20 protein-coding genes are annotated in these 21497 nt (G+C 64.8%); 5 read left to right on the top strand and 15 right to left on the bottom strand.

The window, feature by feature from the left end; all coding sequences use genetic code 11:
• Positions 1-1143, top strand: a complete 1143-nt coding sequence (gene metX, locus AC1TQG_RS15810; protein WP_482138391.1) for a homoserine O-acetyltransferase MetX — start codon at positions 1-3, stop codon at positions 1141-1143.
• Between the two features lie 64 nt (positions 1144-1207).
• Here metX and AC1TQG_RS15805 read toward each other — a convergent pair whose 3' ends face one another.
• From AC1TQG_RS15805 to AC1TQG_RS15785, 5 genes are all read right to left on the bottom strand, one after another.
• A complete protein-coding gene (locus AC1TQG_RS15805) occupies positions 1208-2710 on the bottom strand; it encodes an Hsp70 family protein (RefSeq protein WP_482138389.1) in 1503 nt (500 codons plus the stop codon).
• A 176-nt stretch (positions 2711-2886) separates the two neighbouring features.
• Entirely contained in the window at positions 2887-3243 is a 357-nt protein-coding gene (locus AC1TQG_RS15800; RefSeq protein WP_482138387.1) for a DUF3017 domain-containing protein, read from the bottom strand.
• Between the two features lie 7 nt (positions 3244-3250).
• A complete protein-coding gene (locus tag AC1TQG_RS15795; protein WP_482138385.1) occupies positions 3251-4123 on the bottom strand; it encodes a bifunctional methylenetetrahydrofolate dehydrogenase/methenyltetrahydrofolate cyclohydrolase in 873 nt (290 codons plus the stop codon).
• 48 nt (positions 4124-4171) lie between these two features.
• The gene (locus AC1TQG_RS15790) at positions 4172-5161 is read right to left on the bottom strand and encodes an SMP-30/gluconolactonase/LRE family protein (RefSeq protein ID WP_482138384.1); all 990 of its coding nucleotides are present in this window, start codon (positions 5159-5161) and stop codon (positions 4172-4174) included.
• A gap of 25 nt (positions 5162-5186) precedes the next feature.
• Positions 5187-5783 carry a pentapeptide repeat-containing protein gene (locus AC1TQG_RS15785; RefSeq protein WP_482138382.1) on the bottom strand — a complete coding sequence of 199 codons (597 nt, stop codon included), beginning with the start codon at positions 5781-5783 and terminating at the stop codon, positions 5187-5189.
• Between the two features lie 149 nt (positions 5784-5932).
• Here AC1TQG_RS15785 and AC1TQG_RS15780 point away from each other — a divergent pair, with 149 nt between their 5' ends.
• A complete protein-coding gene (locus AC1TQG_RS15780) occupies positions 5933-6397 on the top strand; it encodes a tRNA (cytidine(34)-2'-O)-methyltransferase (RefSeq protein WP_482138380.1) in 465 nt (154 codons plus the stop codon).
• 23 nt (positions 6398-6420) lie between these two features.
• On the opposite strand, the gene AC1TQG_RS15775 is transcribed toward AC1TQG_RS15780, so the two are convergent.
• From AC1TQG_RS15775 to AC1TQG_RS15755, 5 genes are all read right to left on the bottom strand, one after another.
• Positions 6421-6840, bottom strand: a complete 420-nt coding sequence (locus tag AC1TQG_RS15775) for a hypothetical protein (RefSeq protein WP_482138378.1) — start codon at positions 6838-6840, stop codon at positions 6421-6423.
• A gap of 114 nt (positions 6841-6954) precedes the next feature.
• The gene (locus AC1TQG_RS15770; RefSeq protein ID WP_482138376.1) at positions 6955-7440 is read right to left on the bottom strand and encodes an HNH endonuclease; all 486 of its coding nucleotides are present in this window, start codon (positions 7438-7440) and stop codon (positions 6955-6957) included.
• The gene (locus AC1TQG_RS15765; protein WP_482138375.1) at positions 7371-7685 is read right to left on the bottom strand and encodes a hypothetical protein; all 315 of its coding nucleotides are present in this window, start codon (positions 7683-7685) and stop codon (positions 7371-7373) included. Before AC1TQG_RS15765 ends, AC1TQG_RS15770 begins: the two co-directional genes overlap by 70 nt.
• A 199-nt stretch (positions 7686-7884) precedes the next feature.
• Positions 7885-8115, bottom strand: a complete 231-nt coding sequence (locus AC1TQG_RS15760; protein ID WP_482138373.1) for a DUF167 domain-containing protein — start codon at positions 8113-8115, stop codon at positions 7885-7887.
• Between the two features lie 53 nt (positions 8116-8168).
• Positions 8169-11456, bottom strand: coding sequence for an error-prone DNA polymerase (locus AC1TQG_RS15755; RefSeq protein WP_482138371.1), 3288 nt, complete (start codon positions 11454-11456; stop codon positions 8169-8171).
• A 115-nt stretch (positions 11457-11571) separates the two neighbouring features.
• Between AC1TQG_RS15755 and AC1TQG_RS15750 the strand changes: the two genes are divergently transcribed.
• Positions 11572-12693, top strand: a complete 1122-nt coding sequence (locus AC1TQG_RS15750; protein ID WP_482138369.1) for an alanine racemase — start codon at positions 11572-11574, stop codon at positions 12691-12693.
• Complete coding sequence (locus tag AC1TQG_RS15745; RefSeq protein WP_482138367.1) at positions 12690-13979, top strand: serpin family protein; 1290 nt, start codon at positions 12690-12692, stop codon at positions 13977-13979. Before AC1TQG_RS15750 ends, AC1TQG_RS15745 begins: the two co-directional genes overlap by 4 nt.
• Before the next feature lie 33 nt (positions 13980-14012).
• On the opposite strand, the gene AC1TQG_RS15740 is transcribed toward AC1TQG_RS15745, so the two are convergent.
• The 3 genes from AC1TQG_RS15740 to AC1TQG_RS15730 all read right to left on the bottom strand — a co-directional run bounded on the left by AC1TQG_RS15740 (position 14013) and on the right by AC1TQG_RS15730 (position 17966).
• Positions 14013-15383 (bottom strand): LLM class flavin-dependent oxidoreductase, encoded by a 1371-nt coding sequence (locus tag AC1TQG_RS15740; protein ID WP_482138365.1) that lies wholly within the window; start codon positions 15381-15383, stop codon positions 14013-14015.
• A 147-nt stretch (positions 15384-15530) separates the two neighbouring features.
• Complete coding sequence (locus AC1TQG_RS15735; protein ID WP_482138363.1) at positions 15531-17111, bottom strand: DNA polymerase Y family protein; 1581 nt, start codon at positions 17109-17111, stop codon at positions 15531-15533.
• Positions 17112-17966 (bottom strand): hypothetical protein, encoded by an 855-nt coding sequence (locus AC1TQG_RS15730; RefSeq protein WP_482138362.1) that lies wholly within the window; start codon positions 17964-17966, stop codon positions 17112-17114. It abuts the gene before it with no gap.
• Positions 17967-18202: 236 nt separating this feature from the next.
• Here AC1TQG_RS15730 and AC1TQG_RS15725 point away from each other — a divergent pair, with 236 nt between their 5' ends.
• The gene (locus AC1TQG_RS15725; protein ID WP_482138361.1) at positions 18203-19435 is read left to right on the top strand and encodes a serine/threonine-protein kinase; all 1233 of its coding nucleotides are present in this window, start codon (positions 18203-18205) and stop codon (positions 19433-19435) included.
• A 33-nt stretch (positions 19436-19468) separates the two neighbouring features.
• On the opposite strand, the gene AC1TQG_RS15720 is transcribed toward AC1TQG_RS15725, so the two are convergent.
• Together AC1TQG_RS15720 and AC1TQG_RS15715 are read right to left on the bottom strand one after the other, a co-directional pair.
• Complete coding sequence (locus AC1TQG_RS15720) at positions 19469-20140, bottom strand: response regulator (RefSeq protein WP_482138359.1); 672 nt, start codon at positions 20138-20140, stop codon at positions 19469-19471.
• Positions 20140-21381, bottom strand: a complete 1242-nt coding sequence (locus AC1TQG_RS15715) for an ATP-binding protein (protein ID WP_482138357.1) — start codon at positions 21379-21381, stop codon at positions 20140-20142. The genes AC1TQG_RS15720 and AC1TQG_RS15715 overlap by 1 nt, the downstream gene beginning before the upstream one ends.
• Positions 21382-21497: the final 116 nt, after the last annotated feature.

Below are 21497 nucleotides of genomic sequence, written 5' to 3'. Positions count from 1 at the left end.
GTGAGTATCGACCCGCACACGCCACCACGAATCCATCCGGACTGGGAATCCCTGCCCGATGGGCAGCTGACCAGTGTGCCGGTCGGCCCGATTTCGTTGGACAACGGTGGACAGATCGAGAATGTGACCCTGGCGTTTCAGCGCTGGGGCACGCTCTCGCCCACCCGCGACAACGTAGTTCTGGCTCTGCATGCCCTGACCGGCGACTCCCACGCAACCGGACCCGCCGGTCCCGATCAGCCCGCCCCCGGTTGGTGGGACGGGCTGATCGGTCCGGGCGCCGCAGTCGACACCGACGAGTGGTGTGTCGTCTCGGCGAATGTCCTCGGTGGATGCGGCGGTTCCACCGGCCCGGCATCACTGGATTCCGAAGGGCAGGTGTGGGGTTCACGTTTCCCCAACATCACCGTGCTCGATCAGGTCCGCGCCGAGGTCGCATTGCTCGATGCGCTGCAGATCGATACCGTCGCAGCCGTCATCGGCGGCTCGATGGGTGGCGCCCGCGCGCTGGAATGGGTCATCGGTTACCCGGAGCGAGTGCGGAGCGGCTTGATCCTGGCCGTGGGCGCTCGCGCATCAGCCGACCAAATCGGTACGCAGACAACACAAATTGCGGCAATCAAGGCCGATGCCAACTGGCAGAACGGCGACTATCACGGCACCGGTCGCACCCCCACGTCAGGTCTCGGCATTGCCCGCCGCATCGCGCACATGTACTACCGCAGCGAACCCGAACTCGACCAGAGGTTCGCCAACCTCCCTCAGGGGCAAGAGGATCCGCTACACGGCGGCCGCTACGCGGTGCAGAGCTACCTCGAGCACCAGGCCGACAAGCTTGTCCGCCGGTTCGATCCGGGTAGCTACGTGGTGCTGTCCGAGGTGCTCAACAACCACGACGTCGGACGCGGACGCGGTGGCATCGAAGCTGCCCTGCGGAGCTGCCATGTACCCGTCGTGGTCGGTGGCATCGACTCCGACCGGCTGTATCCCCTGCGTCAGCAGATCGAGTTGGCCGAACTCATGTCCGGCTGCGTCGACGGATTGCACGTGGTGCATTCCGCCAATGGCCACGACGGATTCCTGACCGAATTCGAAGCGGTCTCAGACCTTCTCAAGAAGACTCTCGTCCTCGCGCGTGGCTGATAACCTCCACCTGACCGGCTGGCCCACGTGGCAGTCGGTCAGGTGCGGCAGCACCGGAAAATCGTCAGGTTGCCGGCGGCGACGTCGGCACCGTACCTGACGCCGGATCATCGGACTGCGGTGAATCCGCCGGGGCAACGAGCGCAGGCGCGGACGGTGGTGCCGGCGACTGCGTGCCCTCCTGCGGCTGAGCGGGTTCAGCCTCAGGGATCGGATCGGGCGTCGTTGATTCCGGCGGCGGAGGAGTCGACGGAGACGATGGGGACGACGGAGACGACGGGTCGAGATTGGGCGGCCACGTGATGCTCGGCAACGGGAACGGGATCAGGGACGGGCTCAGGGTTCTCGTCGGCGGATCCGAAAAAGAAACCGGCGGCGGCAATTCGGTTGTCACCCAACCAGGTTCGGGGTTTCCATTGACAACCGGTGGTGCCATATCCCACGTGGTCTCGGTCGGTTTCGGCGTCAGCGTGGAGGTCACCTGCGCGTTGGTGGTCGTGGTCGTTGTCTCCGGCGGAGCTTCAGCGATTGCGGATGGCACCGTCGGAGCCTCCGTGGACTTGATCGGTGTCGACGGGTTGCCTGCGAGCGATGATCCGACCGCGTACACGGTCATCAACGCTCCCGCGAGCAACGCACCGAACATGGCCAGCGGCGCCGCCGACAACCAGTCCCGGCTACGCCGTCCACCGATGAAGGCAAGTCCGGCAGGCCGGGTGCTCGCGGCGGCAAGGCGGGCGGCACCGGTCGCCGCAACCGATTCCGGGCCGTCCGGAAGCACCGCCTCGACACCGGCCTCGTCTGTGATGAGGTCGCGGACCAGTGGAATGTTTGCAATGCCACCGATGAGCACGATGGCCTCTGGGCGGGAGGCCGCCGTGTACTCGGAGACGGCAGCAGCCGCCGCCTGCGCCATCGGCCGGATGAGACCTTCGAACGATGATCGGGTCAGGGTGCCGGTATCCGACACGCCACCGATCATCAGCGAGGTCGACTCACTCACGGACAGTTCTTCTTTCGCGGTCCGGCATGCGCTCAGCACCGTGGACCTGCGACGTCCGCGCAGGCGACCGATGATGGTGTGATCCTGCATCAGCAGAGCATCGAGCGCAGCGCCCGAAATCGCCTCGCTCCGTTGCAGGTCACTGATCCGTCCGGTCGCCGGATCAAGCGTGTACATGCTCATCCCGGTGTCGCCCAGGTCCACGACGACCACCGATGCGAAGCGGCTGATCTCGCCGGTTGAACCCAATTGGTGCGCCACAGCCTCTGTTTCGGCGATCAACTGGATCTGCCGCTTGACACCGGTACCACGAGAAGCGATTTCGCGAGCGTGCTCATCGGTGCGATACGCAACGCCGATCGGCCCGACCTTGCTCCCGCGGTCCTGCGCGGTACCCAGCATCAGATCGATGCCGGAATTCACGCGGCCGGCGCGGGTCAGACCATCGGTGAGGTCGACGTCGATGACGCGGTTGATCGAACTCTGGCGACCATTGTCATCGGTCGACAGCAGGACACAGTGGATCATTCCACTGCCTGCGGACAAACCCAGTGACGTACTCATGGTCCTCATTCCGATCGCTATCTCTCGGTTGGGGCCCAGATGATGCCGACTTCACACCCCTGATCCATTCACTGCCGTTGTTGGACAGTCCCCCTGCCGCCCTTGTCTGAGGCCGCACTTTTACGTTTCGGCACGACCAAAGTCAACAGACAATTACAGCAACGGAACCATTGTAATCAATCTGTGCCCAAAGGGTCGATCGAGGTCGCCAACCAGAGGATGGCGACACCGACAAACACCATCGACGACACGTCCGCCACACGTCCGCGAACCTCGAGGAGACCGGCGCGGGATGTCGGCAATATCGCCCGGAGAAGCGCCGCCAGCAAGGCGGCCGAACCGAGCACGAAGGTCCCTCGACGCCAGCGGTCGAAGATCAAGAAGATCGCGGCCACCACGATCAGCGCCATGACAGCGATGAAAGGTATCTGGACCAGCACCGACCGCAACTGCCGGACGCGATGGAGGCGACGAGCACGCGCACGCCGTGCGCCGGTTGCTTCCCCCTCGCCCGCGGTCGACCTGCTGCTCATATCCGGGTCAGCTCCGCGACAATGCGGATTCGGCGCGCTCGACGACATTGGCCATCAGGAACGCGCGGGTGAGCGGTCCGACACCACCGGGGTTGGGTGAGACATATCCGGCGACATCCCACACTGCGGGGTCCACGTCGCCGACCAAACCTGCATCCGTTCGACTGACACCGACATCGATGACCGCGGCTCCGGGCTTGACCATGTCGGCGGTGATGAGGCCTGCCACGCCGGCTGCGGCGATCACGATGTCGGCGCGCGAGACCTCGGCGGCAAGGTCCGCGGTGCCGGTGTGACACAGAGTGACAGTGGCGTTCTCGGTCCGGCGGGTGAACAACAGCCCGATCGGACGTCCTACCGTCACACCGCGGCCGACAACAACCACATGGGATCCGGCGATCGGCACGTCGTACCGTCGCAGCAGATGCAGGATGCCGCGCGGGGTGCACGGCAGCGGAGCATCGGACGAGGTCCCGGAGCTGTCCAGCACAAGCCGGCCCAGGTTGATCGGATGCAGTCCGTCGGCATCCTTGGCCGGGTCGATGCGTTCCAACGCCGCGTTCTCGTCGAGATGCTTGGGCAGTGGCAGCTGGACGATGTATCCGGTGCAGGCCGGATCGGCGTTCAGCTCGTCGATGACCGCGTTGAGTTGCTCGGTGGTGATGTCGGCGGGCAGATCCCTGCGGATCGATGCGATGCCGAGTTTGGCGCAATCGTTGTGCTTGCCACGCACATAGGCGTGGGAGCCGGGGTCCTCACCGACCAGCACCGTACCGAGACCGGGAACGATCCCGGCGGCGCGGAGCTTGTCCACCCTCTCTTTCAGGTCGACAAAAACTTCATCACGGGTGGCTTTTCCGTCCAACACAGCTGCACTCACGACACCCATCATTTCAGGTCGCGGCCACAGGTTGTGCAGGCCATGGATCTAGCGGATGTCGAAGCACGCAATTTTCGATGATCCGATACCCGAGATCCACACTTTTTCGCCGGCCTCGACAACTCCGGTGCTCTGGCCGAAACCCGGGACATGTGCCCGATGATCTGCGACAACACGACCACTGGGCAACTCGATCTCGAGCAGCCACAGCGGGGACACCGGCTCCGGAAGGAAACGATCCGGCACCCGCCAGATCAACCTCCGCAGCCATGGATGTCCGGCAAGCAGCTCCAGCGGCCGGCTCCGCATACCCGCCATCGCCAGCCACATGCGCTGTCCGTCCCGGCTCAACGACGCGTTGTCCGGATATCCGGGAAGCCGATCGATGAGCATCGACTGCTCCCCCGTCGCGGGATCGTAGGACCGCACCCGGTGGTCACCGGTTTCAGCGATGAACAGGACCCCGGAGTGCGCGACGATCCCGTTGGCGAATTGCAGGTCGTCCAGAACGACGGTGGCGGTCGGCCGCAGATCGTCATCGAGGTCCACCCGGATCAGCCGCCCGGTCGCCGAGTGCTCGATGATGTCGGCTTTGTAATGCTCGTAACCGAATCGCGTGGTGGACTGACTCACATAGAGCACCCGCGGCCGCGGATCGATGCCACCGGTGTGCTCGGTCACGATCACGTTGGAACAGAACGTCAGCCGTTGACCGTCCACCTCATCGAGGATCGTCTCGATCACGTGGGTGTCGAGGTCCATCTGCAGTAGTCCACGTTCGCTGTCACAGATGAGCAGTCGCCTGCCAAGCACTTCCATGCCGAGTGGGCGCCCGCCCGTGGTGGCAACCACCTGCCAGTGCCCGGTGTCGGGATCGATGCAGATGATGTCGCCACCGATCGCCCCCGTCCAGATCCGCCCACGGCCGTCGACGACCACATCTTCGGGTGAGTCGGATTCGACATCGATGACGGTGATCTCGGGTTCCTGCGGCTCCGGCCAGCCATCGGTCGTGGCAGGGGTCGACGTCCAACGCACCGGAGAGATCGATGGCTTGCTCAGGTCAGCCTCCGATGTCGAGTCCGTGTGCTGCCGCGAATTCCATCGCCTGACCGTGGTCGACGAGTGAACCGGTGACCTTGGCCTGCAGCCAGAGCATCGGATCTATTCTCGCACCACGCAGATTCGCCTGACCGAGTTTTGTCCCGATCGCGCGGACACCCGACAGATCCGACCCGGCCAGGTCGGCGCCGGTGAGGTTCGAGTCCGCCAGGTTGGCCTCCCGCATCCGGCAACCCCGCAGCACCACACCTGAGAGGTCCAGACCGCCGATCGACGTGAGTGAGAGATCGCAGTCGATGATCTTCATCGGTCGGACCCGCGAGTTGGTGATGACCGACCCCAGCAGACTGCAGTCCGTCATCTCGACCTTGTTCAGGTGCGTGCGTTCGAAATGGCAGTTCCGGAATGCGCTCGAGGAGTGTTTCGAGAATCCGAGGTTGGCGCCGGTGAAGTCACAATCGGTGAACGTCACTGCACGAGTGGACAACTCACTCAGGTCCGCTTCAATAAAACTACAGCTGACAAACTCGCGGTCCTCCCAGGTCTCCCCGGAGAAGTCGGCATAGTCGAACTGTTCACCCTGTGCCACATCAGTCATGCCCCATGTCTACACGGGCACTTCCCTCCACCCAAACGAGCCAGGAATACGACGACGAGCCACACATATTTGTGGCTCGTCTGTGCAAAGGCGGCTCGTTTGCGACACCCATCGGTGGGGTCGAAGCGCCGGTACGGCAAGCTTGGCGAGTGTTCAGAATGCTATTTCACGAACCATGTATCCCACCCAACACCGGCAATGCGATCAGGTTGGCTGCCAACACCGGCTGCGAACTCCACCTGGTCGAACCACTCGGTTTCGACCTGTCCGAGCCGAAAGTCAAACGAGCCGGGCTCGACTACCACGACATGGCGACGGTGAGTGTTCATTCCGATCTGCTGGCGGCATGGGGCGCACTGGCACCCAAGCGGGTGTACGCCTTCACCGCCCATGCGGACACGTTCTACACCGACATCAAATATCAGGCCGGCGACGTCCTGCTGTTCGGCCCGGAACCCACCGGACTATCCGCCGAGGTCCTGGCAGACCCACACATCACCGAAACCGTCCGCATCCCGATGCTGCCCGGACGACGCTCCCTCAATCTGGCCAACGCCGCGAGCATCGTGATCTACGAAGCCTGGCGTCAACACGGATTCCCCGGCGCCGTCTGAGTTGGAGCCCCGGCCGGCAGCGATCAGTCGATGGGCAAACCGCGCATGACAAATCTGCGCAGCATGGCGGACGTCGGCTCGGCGATCATGAGTTCGGCGTTGTCGGCCTCGAAAGGCGCGGTGACCGTCAGCTGTAGTTCGCCACCGGGCAGGATGTCCGCGGTGTAACCACATTTGTCACGGGCCCATTGCATGCTCAGGCCGCCGTCCACGGTGGCGGACGGTGTGGACTCGGTCCAGTACGAGCTGCTCAGACCGTCCCAGTACGACTCGAAGAACGCCTTGGCCTGGGCCGTCGGTGCCAGCGAGCCGGCCCCTTTCCAACCGTCCTCCAATTCCCACAGATCCTTGATGTGGGAGTCGATGACCTGCTTGGCGTTCGCCTGGTCGTCTCCCGACGCTTGCTTGTCGAGATTGCTCGAATACGTGCTTCTCGTGGTCATATACCGAGGTTAGGCTCTTTCCGGCCGCCGGGTGGTTCCCGTGCCCGCGGTGGCCGACGTCACCGGGTCCAAACAGCCTGTTCAGCCATCGCAAGCAGCAGCGCACCACCGCTTTCACACTATGAAGTTGTCAATCTTCGTGCGCGGTCCCGGCCGAAGCCGGGTGCGACAGGGGAAGCCAGTTGCGACAGAGTCAGGCAGCAAGGGTGAGTGTTCGCCTGTTGTAAGCAGGCAGCGGTCTTCGCTGCGGGTCGATGTCGGCCGGTGGATGAGCCAGGGGTGGCCGTCTGATCCCATGATCACGTCCCAGTCGGTGTGGTGGACCGCCATATGGCAGGTCCGGCACAGCAGGCAGCCGTTCTCCAGTGTGGTGGCGCCGCCGTCGGCGAAGTGCACGATGTGGTGACAGTCCGTCCAGGTCACCGACGTGATCGTCGAATCGCAGGCCAACGCTGCGGCGGTGGCCTCGGCGACCGGACCCATCCACGGCAGGGACGCCGCGTGCGGATGGTCGGCGGGAACGGTGACCATCACCTCGGTCCGCGGCGCCGACACCAGCGTTTGCCCACCACCACCACCGCAATCGAGCAGCTGGTGCAATGCGTCGGCGCGACGTTGCGAGAGTGTGCGCGGATCGTCCGAGCCGTCGGGTGCAACAACTTAGCCGTTGTCGACCCCGCGGTGCGGGCGATGCCGGACTCGTCGATCACCGCTGCGCACACCGTGAGCTGATGCTCGGTCGCATTGCGTAGGGTGATCAGATCTTTTGTCATCCCCAGCGCCACGTGGGGATCGTCGGGTAGCACCAGGTCGACCAGGGAATCGACCATATCGAGAAGCCGCACCACAGAACACCTCCGGGCATGAAGCAACAGGAAAGTTGATCAATTCTCTTGGGAAGAGGATTTGTTCGTCAGTAGTCTCTCTGCGATCAACTGACTCCAGCCTAGCGGATCGAACACGTGTTCGCAAGGTCAATTGTCTCCAATTATGTTTTGCTGCAACATCTTTCGATAGAAATACGAAGCAACTTAGGGTGGCGCCTCAAACAACGATTTTGAATCGTTTGACGCGTGAAGCGGCACCACCGACCAGCGACACGCAGCTTTTCGCGACGCCGAAATGCTTGGCCAGCAACGCCGCGACAGCCGCATTCGCTTTGCCTTCGGTGGCCGGTTCCCGGACGAACACCGTGAGCGCACCGGCCTCGTCGGTTTCGATCAACGGGCCCTTACGACTGTTCGGCTTCACCGTGACCACCACCAGTTTTTCCACGACTTCAGGTTATTACGCCATGATCAACGACGGCTTTCAGCACACTCGACGAATCAGGCCCAATCCCGTGACCGGGAGGCGACCCGAAGGTCCATGCGCTGCATACGTTCTGCCACCACGGTCACCGCACCTTCGGCATTCTGTACCCGGCCCCGGATCAGCAGGGCAGGCGACGACTGGGCCAACTTGCGGTATTTGGCCCACAAACCCACCGAGCAGACCACGTTGACCATGCCGGTTTCGTCCTCGAGATTGACGAAGGTCACCCCGGAGGCGGTGGCAGGCCGCTGCCGATGTGTCACCGCTCCCCCGACCAGCACCCGGGAACCATCGGGTACCGACAACAGATCGGCAGCCGCGACCACACCGAGCTCCTTGAGCTGGGGCCGGATGAACTCGGTGGGATAGCTTCCGGGGCTGACACCGGTGGCCCACACATCCGAGGCGGCCATCTCCACATCACTCATCCCCGGCAGCGCCGGTGACCCGTTGACCTCGTGCAATGCCAGCCGATCCGATTTCTCCGCAGCGGCCGCCCCGGCATCCCACAACGCCTGACGGCGGCTGGTCCCAAAACACTCCAGCGCCCCCGCCGTGGCCAGCGACTCCAACTGCCGGGTGCTCACCTCACAGCGACGGGACAGATCCGCAGCACCGTTGAACGGTCCCCCGGCCTCCCGCTGCGCCACGATCTTCTCGGCCAGATCGATGCCGATGTTGCGCACCGCCCCCAGTCCGAGCCGGACATCGAGGCCGCCGTTCTCCAGGTCCGCATAGGGCTTCGAGACGTTGATGTCCGGTCCGTGCACCCTGACCCCATGCCTGCGGGCATCGGCAACCAGCGACTGCGGCGAGTAGAAGCCCATCGGCTGAGCCTTCAGCAGTGCCGCGCAGAAGGCTGCCGGGTGGTGCAGCTTGAGCCACGACGAATAGAAGACCAGGGAGGCGAAACTCTGCGAATGGCTCTCGGGGAAACCGAAATTGGCAAAGGCAGCCATCTTCTCGAAGATGCGATCGGCCACCTCCCCGGTGATCCCGTGTAGGTCTTCCATGCCCTGGTAGAACCGGCTGCGCAGTCGATCCATCTTCTCCGGTGATCGTTTCGACCCCATCGCCCGCCGCAGCTGATCGGCCTCGGCGGCGCTGAAGCCGGCAACATCGACCGCCAACTGCATGAGTTGTTCCTGGAACAGCGGTACCCCGAGGGTCCGCTTGAGTGCCTGCTCCATCGAGGGATGCTCACTGGTCGGTTCTTCCAGACCATTGCGACGACGAATGTAGGGATGCACCGACCCACCCTGGATCGGACCCGGCCGGATCAGCGCCACCTCGACCACCAGATCGTAGAACGTGCGGGGTTTGAGCCGTGGCAGTGTGGCCATCTGAGCTCTCGACTCCACCTGGAACACCCCGACGGTGTCGGCGCGGCAGAGCATGTCGTACACCGCCTTTTCGGTGAGGTCGATCTTTGCCAGGTCGACGTGGATGTCGCGATGCTCGGCCAGGAAGTCGATGGCGTAATGGATGGCCGAGAGCATGCCAAGACCCAGCAGGTCGAACTTCACCAGACCGATTGCGGCACAATCATCTTTGTCCCACTGCAGCACACTACGACCGGGCATCCGCGCCCATTCGGTGGGACACACGTCGGCGATCGGTCGATCGCAGATGACCATGCCACCGGAGTGGATGCCCAGATGCCTTGGCATGCCGTTGATCTGCTCGGCCAGATCGAGCACGTCGTCGGGGATGTCGGTCTCGACAGATTGGGCAGCGCCATACCGGTGCACCTGCTTGCTCCAGGCATCCTGCTGACCCACCGAGTATCCGAGGGCACGAGCCATGTCGCGTACCGACGACTTACCGCGGTAGGTGATCACATTCGCCACCTGGGCCGCGTTCTGCCTGCCGTAGCGCCGGTAGACGTACTGGATGGCCTCTTCGCGCCGATCCGATTCGATGTCGACATCGATGTCCGGTGGGCCGTCCCGGGCCGGGGACAGGAACCGCTCGAACAGCAAGCCGTTGCTCACCGCATCCACGGCGGTGACACCGAGGGCATAACAGACCGCCGAGTTCGCGGCGCTACCTCGACCCTGACACAGGATGTTGTTGGCACGACAGAACGAGACGATGTCGTGCACCACCAGGAAGTAACCCGGGAAGCCCAGTGAGTCAATAACATTCAGTTCGTGTTCGATCTGCTGGTACGCCTTGGGATGCTCCTGCGGGGTGCCATACCGCTCCACTGCCCCCCGCGCGGTGAGCTCACGCAACCACGAACTCTCCGTATACCCTTGCGGCACATCAAAAGGCGGCAGCTGCGGCGCGATCAGATGCAGCCCGAATGCCAGGTCCTTGGCCAGCATGACGGCATTGTCGAGGGACTCCGGATGTGCGGCGAGCAACCGCGCCATCTCATCCCCGCTGCGCAGATGCGCGCCACCGAGTGGACCGAGCCACCCGTCCATCTCGTCGAGGCTGCGCCGCGCCCGCACCGCAGCCATCGCCATCGCCAGACGCCGACGCTCCGGCGCCGCGAAGTGCGCGCCCGTGGTCGCGATGGTCTGTACCCGATTCCGGTGGGCGATCTGCGCGAGGGCGGCATTGCGCTCATCGTCTTCGGGAACACCGTGGGCGGTCAGTTCCATCACCACGTTGTCGCGGCCGAACCTGCCAACCAGATCACGCAGCGCCTTCTCGGCAGCCGAGGGACCACCCGCCTCCAGTGCGCGACGCACGTCGCCCTTACGGCAACCGGTCAGGATCAGCCAATGTCCTTGCGCCGCCTGCGCCAGCGTGTCGATGTCGAAGCGCAGCAAGCCCTTCTCCCCGGCCGCCATGTGTCCGTCGGCCAGTTGACGCGACAGGCGGCGGTACCCCTCCTGCCCCCGGGCCAGGACGAGCAGGTGAGAACCACTCGGATCGGCGATCCCGGTCCGCGACGAGTCGTGTTCCAGTGACAACTCGGATCCGAAGATGGTTGGCAGTTCCCATTCCCGGGCGGCCTCGGCAAACCGCACCACCCCGTAGAAGCCGTTGTGATCGGTGATCGCCAGCGCCTCGAGTCCCAGCCTGTAGGCCTCCTGCGCCATCTCTTCCGGACTACTGGCACCGTCGAGAAAACTGTACGAGGTATGGGCATGCAATTCGGCATACGGAGTGGCAGAAACACCCCTGCTGAGCGCTCCGGCCTCATAGGGTTCGCGTTTGCGGGACCAGGCCGGACTATCACTGCCATCACCGGCAAATGTCTCACCGGACCGGCCACCGTCGGACGGTCGACCGGACAGTACGCGCTCCATCTCCGACCAGGTCGGAGGGCCATTGTGCCAGCCCATAACCCATGGTATCGAACATAGTTTCGATCGACAAGTCGCCCTCACACCTCGACCTGGGTCGATGGCGGTGAACTACCTCGGTGCCGCGAATCCGACTCTGGCATTGTTGCCTCACATGACGGAACGCATCACAGCTCGCCGGGTCGAGCCCGATCGGGGCAGTCGGATACTGACCGCGACATCGGCGATCGACACCCCGTTCCTCGCGGTCGACGAGCAGGTGCTCGACGCGAACATCGCCCACATGTCGGCCTTTGCGGCCACGGCCGGACTCCGGTTGCGTCCCCACGCGAAGACGCACAAGTCACACATCCTGGGGCAACGCCAATTGGACGACGGTGCAACAGGTCTGACAGTTGCCACCATCGCGGAGGCGGAATCCTTTGCCGCCGGCGGCTTCTCGGACCTCTTCATCGCCTATCCACTGTGGCTGACCGAGAACAAGGCCGCACGACTGCGTGCGGTGATGGAGCGGGCGCGGGTGCTGCTCGCGGTCGATTCGGTTGCCGGCGCACGGCAACTCGCAGCGCACCTCCCCGAAGCCTCGGTACTGGTCGAGGTCGATTCGGGGCATCACCGCACCGGTGTCGCCCCGGAGCTGGTCGGCGATGTGGGAGCAGGCGCGGTCGAGGCGGGCCTACAGGTGCTCGGGATCTTCACCTTCCCCGGACACAGCTACCGACCCGGTGGCCCGTCCGATGCCGCCGGGTCCGAATCGCGAGCCCTGGCAATGGCCGCCGAATCACTGCGCAGTCGCCAGATCGACCCGGTGATCCGCAGCGGCGGTTCCACGCCTTCGGTATCCGATGCCGATCCCACGGTCCTCACCGAGATCCGGCCGGGCGTCTATGTGTTCAACGACGCGCAGCAGGTCGAACTCGGGGTCGCTACCATGGCCGATGTGGCATTGACGGCAATCGGCACCGTGGTGCACCGCAACGGAGCAAAAGCCGTCGTCGACGTCGGGAGCAAAGTCCTCGGGGCAGACCAGCCGGCCTGGATCAGCGGTGGCGGACGGCTTCCCGACGAACCCGAGGCGCGCGTCACCGCACTCTCCGAGCATCACGCAACCATCGATTTCTCGAACGCCTCGCGCACCCCGGAACCGGGGATGCGGGTCCGGATCGCCCCCAATCATGTGTGCACCGCCGTCAATCTCGCCGATGCGCTGGTCGTGGTCGGCGCGGATGACGTGGTGACGCACTGGCCCGTCACCGCCCGTGGAGCCAACACGTGAAGCGACTCGGAACCACGGCTTTGGCCGCCCTGATACTGGCCGTGTCCGCGTGCGCCCCGGACGAACAACCCGAGGTGACACTGGAATTGACCGCCGCTCCCGACATCGAGTTCGAGGAGATCGGCGTCGACGAGGTCCGCGATACGGCAACCGAATTGGTCAGGTCCACCAGCGATCTGGGGGTCGACATGATCCACAGCGCCCAGTCTGCTGACAAACAGCAGGCCGCCAATGCGGTGGTGTCCCCCTGGGGGGCCATGGTCACGCTGCAGATGGTGCGGGCCGGCGCCGGTGGCAACACCGCTGCCGAACTCGATTCCGTACTGGGTGTCCCCGATACCGACGCCGTGGCAGCACTGATCGGTCAGCTCGACCAGGTTTCGGGTGATCCCGGCACCGTCGACCGGAAGAACCCACCGTCGCCCCCGGTGTTCCACCAGGCATCGGGGATCTTCATCGACGACTCCCTCGAGGTCGGTGCCGACTACCTCGAAGTGCTCGGACGCAGCTTCGGCACCGGCGTCTACCCGGTCGACTTCTCGGTGCCGCAGACCGAATCAGCACTCAACCAGTGGATTTCGATCAACACCGGTGGCGAGATCTCACAAACCCCTACCGAGTACAGCACCGAAACCGTGATCAGTCTGCTGTCCACCGTCTTCCTCGCCGGCGCGTGGCAGCAACCGTTTTCACCGGACTCCACGACCTCCGCGGAGTTCACCACCACCGGCGGTTCGGTGTCCAAGGTCGCCACGATGAACAAGACCTTGACCGTGCCGCTGCGTCGCGGCCCCGGATGGACCGCGATCGGGCTGCCGTACTCACAGAACCTGGCCATGCAGGTCTTGTTGCCGGACAACGGGTCCACACCGGAAGATCTATTGGGCTCGACCGCCCTGACCGATGCGAACACCGCGCTGCGGTCCGGACCGGAGTCGTCGGTGGCGGTGAGTCTGCCCCGCTGGGACATCGCCGGTCAGGTTGATCTCAAGGCCACACTCGAAGAGCTCGGCGTCCGGGATCTGTTCACCGATGCCGCGGACCTCACCGCGATCAGCCGACAGTTGGTGGTGACCGCCGCCGCACAGAACACCTCGATCACCGTCGGCGAAAAAGGCACGGTTGCCGCATCGGCCACCCAGGTCGATGTCGGTGTCACCTCCGCACAACCGGACGACCCGGCGGAGACGTTCATCGCCGACCGGCCATTCGTCTTTCAGATCGTCGACACTTCAACCGGTTTGCCGCTGTTCCTCGGTGTGCTCAACCGTCCCGGTCAGGGTTGACGGGCACCGAGGAACAACGGACACCTGCTGCGGTCAGCCGATCGCGGCGAGCCCCTGCTCACGTATGTCGAGGGGCAGATTGTCGTTCGGGTGGCCCAGGCCCAGATGATCGCGCAGGGTGTCACCGGTGTACTCGGTGCGGAACAGGCCGCGCCGCTGCAGTTCCGGGACCACGTAGTCGACGAAGTCGTTGAAGGTGCCCGGGGTCTGGGCGGTCGACACGATGTAGCCGTCCGCTTCCCCACCGGTGAAGCCCGCTTCGATCTGGTCGGCCACGTCGGTGGCGGTACCGACGAATTGGGGCAACAGCACACCCTGGGCGTACAGCTTTCCGATGTCGCGCAACGTCAACTTGTCCCGCTGACTGAGTCGGCGGGCCACATCGAAGAGGCCCTGGGTTCCGGTGACCGTGATGTCTTCGAGCGGTGCATCGAGGTCGTATTGGGAGAAGTCGTGGTCGGTGTGGACCGACAACGTGATCAGACCTGAGATGGGATCGGCCAATTCATTGTGGAACGCCTGCTTTTCGCGGGCGATGGACTCGGTCTCACCGATGAACGGGATGAACGAGGGCAGGATCTTGACGTGATCGGGGTTGCGACCCACATTCACCACCCGTGACTTGATGTCGTCGTAGTAGGCGCGGCGACCCTCGGGTGTGGGGTCGATCTCGAAGATCGCCTCCGCCCAGCGCGCCGCGAAATCTCTACCGGTGGAGGATGATCCGGCCTGGATCAACACGGGCCGGTGCTGCGGTGATCGCGGTTGGTTCAGCGGGCCACGGGTCCGGTAGTACTCCCCGTTGTGATCAACCGTGCGAACCTTGCCGGGATCGGCCCACACGCCGCCTGCCTTGTCGGCGATCACCGCGTCCTCGTCCCAGGCCGACCACAACTTGATGGCGGTCTGGACGAACTCCTCGGCCCGGAGGTACCGCTCGTCATGGCCGAGATGCTCGTCGAGTCCGAAGTTGAACGCCTCGGCCTGGGTCAGTGAGGTGACGATGTTCCAGGCCACCCGGCCGCGGGAGATGTGATCGAGCGAGCCGAAGACACGGGCCAGTTCGTATGGGTGGAAATACGTGGTGGACTTGGTGATCGCAATACCAAGGTGCGTGGTCACGGCCGCGATACTGGCCGCCACCACCGACGGATCGAGGGCGGCGGCAGCCTGCGTGCCACGCCGCAAGGGCTCGGACTGGTCGTCACCGAAACGTAGTGGCGCCGCGAGCAGGTCCGCAAAGAATGCGAAGTCGAACTTGCCGCGTTCGAGGATCCGGCCGACCCGGTGATAGTGCTCGGGTGAGAAGAACTCGGTGGTGGATCCGGGATGCCGCCACGCGGCGTGCGAGTGGGTGACGGGTGAGGCGATCAGAAATCCGCCAAGGTGCAACTCACGGCTCATGGTGTGGGGTCCTCAATCTCGGGTGTGTCATCCCATGACAGTCTCGGATGTGTCATCCCATGACAGTGCCCACCGGCCGATCCTCCAAGCATTGCCATCAGGGTGAACCAAACACCGCATTGCTCCGGTAGCCCCGCGTATCGTCCCCTATTCATAGACTCCCTCAACCACCCACTTGCCCTGCTGATACAGCAGCAGCAACGCTCGCGAATCTTCCAGCAACACTTGAGCTCTCGCATACGACCCGACATGCGATCCGTCGTCGGCAGCGGACCACCACCGTTCGTCGACCGCCCACGGCCCGGCCCACCAGCTCAGCGACCAGGTCCGACGACCCCAGCACAGACTGACCGGTTCGGCACTGAAGCCACCGCGGGCCGTGACCTCGACGGGTTGATCTTCTGCGTCCAGCACCCGGACCGGTGCCATCGGCAGGATCGCCGGGGAGGGCCCCGGCAGTCGGCCCGGCCACGGCGCCGACGGATCCGATGCCGCCACCAATTCATCACCAAGCGGCACCAGCGTGATCTGCTGCCCCGGACCCCGACCACCACTGCGCACCGGGACCTTGACCCGCTCACCACCGAGTAGACCCTGCACCCGGACCAGCGCCCGGCGCACCCGCTCGGTCACCTCGCCGTCACCCCCGGTCAGACCACCACCGGTGAATCCCAATTGCATTGCCCCCGCGCCGATCACCTCCACCGGATCCAACCGGATCAGCACAACCGGACCGTCCGGACGATCGGCGGCACTGCGCCCGGAGAGCCATCCCTCCACCTGCCAGCGGATCCGGTCGGCCGTGGCATCCGGTGTCAGCGGCTGCGCACACCGCCAGGTACGCGAATACTCACGACCACTGTCGGTGACCGCCTGGACGGTCAGCCGGGTACAGGCCACCGACGCCGCCGCCAACAGATCGTGGAGCTGGGCAGAGAGTCTGCGCCCGACGAAGGCGGCCGCATCCACCCGGTCGATCGGCGGATCACACTGATGCTCGACCACCAGGTCCGGTGGCGGCGCCTGCCCCGAGGCGGGGCGTTGGGGCAGGGCCCGCGCGGTGCGGTGGGCGTAGATCGCATCGGCCGCGAACCGGGTTGCCACGTCGGTCGCCGACAATGCCGCAAAGTCACCGATGGTGCGTAAACCCATCCGCCACAACAGGTCGACAAGGGCAACCCGATCATCGGCGCACATACTCGGCTCCACAGCCAGCTCCGAGATACGTAGCGGCGCCAGGAACTGCGCACCCTGCCCGGGTGGGATCACCAGCCCACGACGGGCGGCGATGATCGCGGTGAACAGTTCATCGGCCACCCCGACCTGCGATTCGACACCGCAGGCCGACACCACATCCGTCAGCTTCTCGGCGGCAATCTCCTCACTCCCGAAATAGCGGGCCACCCCGCGGGCAGGCAACACCATCAACCCCGGCCGCAACACCTCGACCACCGGGATCAATTCGGCAACCGCTGCCACCACCGGCTCGAACAGGCGCGCATCGCGCCCGGTATCCGCATCGGCGATCACCAACTGCGGACAACGGGCCTGCGCATCGCGCTTGCGCATCTCCCTGCGCACCCCGGCGCCGCGCGCCGAGGCCGAACAGGCGACAACCCGCCCCGACTGCAACACCGCCACCGGTCGCTCCGGCGAGATGTCGGCCTCCGCTGCCGCAGCCACCGCCGGCCAATCCGGGCACCAGACCCCAAAGCTCCGCCCACTCATCTACAGCGCCACCTTGAGTGTTCCGGATTCATAAAAGTCTTGTGCCACAGCATCATCCGACACACCTTCGGTGTCGGTGCGCGAATCCACCAACTGAACACGGTTGTCGCGGTGCATCACATCCAGCCTGGTGGTGGCGCCGGCAAATCCCCGGCCCCGCGAACGCACCATCAGTGACACCCCACCGAGCCGACCATGCCCGCGCCGGAGCGCGGACTGTCCAAACCCCGACGGTTGATGCCGGTAGTCACACACCCGGGACTGCACTTTCACATGCGCCCCCGACCACTGGCCGTCGGTGACCACCAAGACCGCGCCTTTACTGCGGGCCCGAGCCATCACCACCCGGCTACGGGAGGGCGGCACACTGATCCCACCGAGCCCGACAACCACCAGGTCAAGCCCGTCCAGCAGCACCGCCGCGATCTCCACCGGGTCAGGACCCGGGTCTGGGATCACCGCGATGCGGGACAGATCCGCACCCATCTCCACCGCCGCCAACAGTCCCAACTGCGGCTGCCCGATCACCGCCACGTGGCCCCCATCAGCACTCACCTGGGCTATCAACGACAGCAACGGTGATCGCGCTCCTTCCAGCACCAACACCGTGCCCCGAGCCAGCCCAGACGGCGGCAGCACCCGTTCGAACGCCGGCGGAACCGGCAGCCGATCGCGCTCAGAATACTTTTCATCGACGGACCGCACGGCGGCCATCTGACGCTGCGGCACAACGGATTCCGGTCGTGACCGAGTGGTGGCAGCAGCAAGGGTCTGCCGCAACATCTCCAGCTTCTGCGCCCTACTCGGCACCGCGTCCGTTGCCATGTCCGTCGCCATTGCCGATGCCGTTTCCATCGCCTGCATCACACCTCCACATCACTCCTCACCCGAGGCGAGGAAGCGGCACAGGGAAGGTGGGCCACCGTCAGAACCAACATGAACAATCGAACATGTTTTCGATATCTACGAGCGTAGGTCAGCCCTCCGACAAGCGTCAACACGGACGGCGAGTCGGCCCCGAAATGCCGGGGCGAGTCGCACAGAGCGATACAGCAACCGCACGCGCTCCGGTGTCCACTAAGGTCAATGCCGTGAGCGCCCCCTCTTATCGCGTTCCCGGCCCCGACTACCTCGTCGCCGGGCGATACCGCCTGCGTTCGAGGATCGGTGGCGGCGGGATGGGCGCGGTCTGGCTGGCGCACGACACCCTCCTCGACCGCCAGGTCGCCGTCAAGCAGGTGCTCTCGGTCGCCGGGATGACCGAGGATTCGGCAGCCGAGATGCGGCAGCGGGCGATGCGGGAAGGCCAGATCGCCGCCCGCCTCAGCCACCGCAATGCCATCGCCATGCACGACGTCGCCGTCGACTCCGGCGAGCCGTGGCTGGTCATGGAATACCTCCCTTCGCGCAGCGTGGCCGAGATCCTGCACCAGTCCGGCACCCTGCCGGTCGACCAGGTGGCACAGATCGGCGCCCAGATCGCCGACGCCATGGTCGAGGCGCACGCCGCGGGCATCCTGCACCGCGATATCAAACCCGGCAACATCCTGATCGCCGAAGGACGCAACGCCGGACTGGTCAAGCTCACCGACTTCGGGATCTCCCGGTCCAAGGACGACGCCGCACTCACCCAGACCGGGGTGGTCACCGGAACCCCGGCGTACTTCGCCCCCGAAGTGGCCAGGGGCGAGGATCCCAGCGAGGCCTCCGACGTCTACTCCCTGGGTTCCACCCTCTATACGTCCGTCGAGGGCCAACCGCCCTTTGGCGTCGACGAGAATTCGCTCGTGTTGCTACACCGCGTCGCCCGTGGCGAGATCATCCCGCCGAAACGATCCGGCACCCTCGAAGGCGCTCTGCTGGCGATGCTCGAACCCAGCCCGGCGCGGCGCCCGACCATGGCCCAGATCCGCGACCGACTCGTCCAGATCGCAGCAGGCGAGAACAGCAACACCGCACAGATCCTCACCACACCTCTCGAGCGCAAACCGGCCACCCCCCATCGCGCTCCTACCCGGCGGATACCCACCACCACCGAATCGGGTCTCCCGGCAGCCACCGGTGTTCCGGGCCCCGCTCCACAGACCAACACCGCGCCGCGGACGAACCCTCAACCCACAGCCGAGCGAACACCGCCGCCTGCACGCGCCGATCCGTCGCAGACCACCCAGATCTCCGGCTCGGCCTATCCGGTGTCCTGGGCTGCTGCGCAACCGCAGAATCAGCAACCACCGCAACGTCACCTCGGGCTGGCCGCTGCGGTGTTCCTGGTGTTCGTGCTGCTGGCCGCCATCGCAATCACCATCATCGCCCTGGTGCGCTGAAGCCCTGGTGCGCTGAATCCTGGTGCGCTGACGTCAGTGGATGTGCCGGTTCACGGCCCAGCGGGTGAGCGCGTTGCGATTCGACTGCTGGGTTTTGCGCAGCACATTCGAGGCATGCGTTTCCACGGTCTTGATCGAGATCACCAAGTCCTCGGCTATCTCGCGATAGGTGAAACCGCGGGCCAACAGCCGCAGCACCTCCATCTCACGTGGTGTCAGCGAATCGAGCTCGGGATCGAGTTGCGGTTCCGGTACCGGCGAACGACCGGTGAACGAATCGAGCACGAACCCGGCAAGACGGGGACTGAACACCGCATCACCATCGGCGACCCGCCGCACCGACTCGGCCAGCTCGGCGCCGTCGATGGTCTTGGTGACATACCCGCGGGCGCCCGCCCGGATGGTGGCGATCACGTCCTCGGCGGCGTCGGAAACACTGAGCGCCAAGAACACCGGCGGATTTTTCGGCGCGGCATCGGCGACGCCGCGGAGTACCGCGATCCCACCGCCTGCCGGCATGTGGACGTCGAGCAACACCACATCTGGTGCCGACTGCAGAATTCCGGAAATCGCATCCGGCACAGATCCCGCCTCACCGACCACCTGAACATCCGCCTCGGACGCGAGTTCGGCCCGGACACCGGAGCGAAAGACACCGTGATCGTCCACCAAGAACACGCGGTACGGTCCGCTTCGCCCGGTCATCACTTCTGGTCTCCATCCCCCGGCGTCTGCCCACCGTTGTCCACCTGCGGTTCACCGCCGCGCTCAGCACGCGGCATCGCCATCCGAACGTCGACGCCTTTGCCCGGCACCGACTTGATGTCAACGCTACCGCCGTGCCGGATCACGCGGCCCTTGATCGAACCCGACACTCCGCGACGATCTTCGGGCACCTCGTCGGGATCGAAGCCCACGCCACGATCGCGGACGTAGACCACGATCTGCCCGGCGTCGACCTCCGCGTACACATCAACCGATCGTTGCCCGGAATGCTTGGCGGCGTTCACCACAGCCTCCCGGGTGGCCGCGATCAGCGCAGCCCACCGGCGCGTATCGGTACTCCATTCCGGATCATCTGCGGTGACGTCACCGACGGTCACCACCTCGACCTCCACCCCGTAGTGGTCCTCCACCTCGGCGACAACGGACTTGATGGCTGCGGTCAGCGAATCACCATGTCTGTCAACCTCTCCGAACAGATAGCTGCGCAGCTCTCTCTCCTGGCTCCGGGCCAGCCGCTGCACCTCCTCGGCGTGAGCCGAACGCTTCTGGATCAATGCCAGCGTCTGCAACACCGAATCATGCAGGTGCGCTGCGATTTCCTCGCGTTCGATGTTGCGGATCCGAGCTGCGCGTTCCATTCCGAGCATGCGCGCCATCCGCAACCACAGCGGGATGGTCAACAGCATCACGCCCATGACCGTGGCCGCGACCGCCAGCAGGATGGTGCTCCAGCCACCGATCATGTTGTTGCTGGCCAGCACGACCACCACCAGTCCGATCACCACCAGCGTTGCGCCACCGGCGATCCGGGTCCACGTGAGCGCACGCGCCGACCGCGACCGTGGCCGCCAGCTCGAGTCGAGTTCGCGCCAGACCAGGGATGCGCCGATGGCAACCACCACCAGCGGGATCAGGAACTGTGCCGGGGTGCCGGAGGCGACGAACCCGACCAGCACCACCGCGACGACGCCGACGATCGCCAGCCCGATCCCTTGTCTGCGTTCGGCCTTCGTGGGTGGCACGGTGTCGGTACCCGGCGGGCACATGAACCAGAGCAGGCCATATGCGCATATTCCGGCACCGGCCAATGCACTGAGCACCACGAACACAACCCGTACCCGAAATGCGTCGACACCGAGGTGATCGGCCACGCCTCCGGCGACTCCACCGATGACACGGCCCCCATCACGGCGGCGAACACGTGGGACAACAGTGGACATCAGTCGATACTGGCATGCCGTGGCCGTCCGCCACATCGGGGACATTCCCCAGATGTGAAGACAGGGTGCAAATCAGGGTGAATCCCGATGGTGCGCGGACCTCGGTCTCCGCAGAA

The organism is Williamsia sp. Y844 (assembly GCF_056786475.1).
This window is presented reverse-complemented; position numbering and strand designations above follow the sequence as displayed.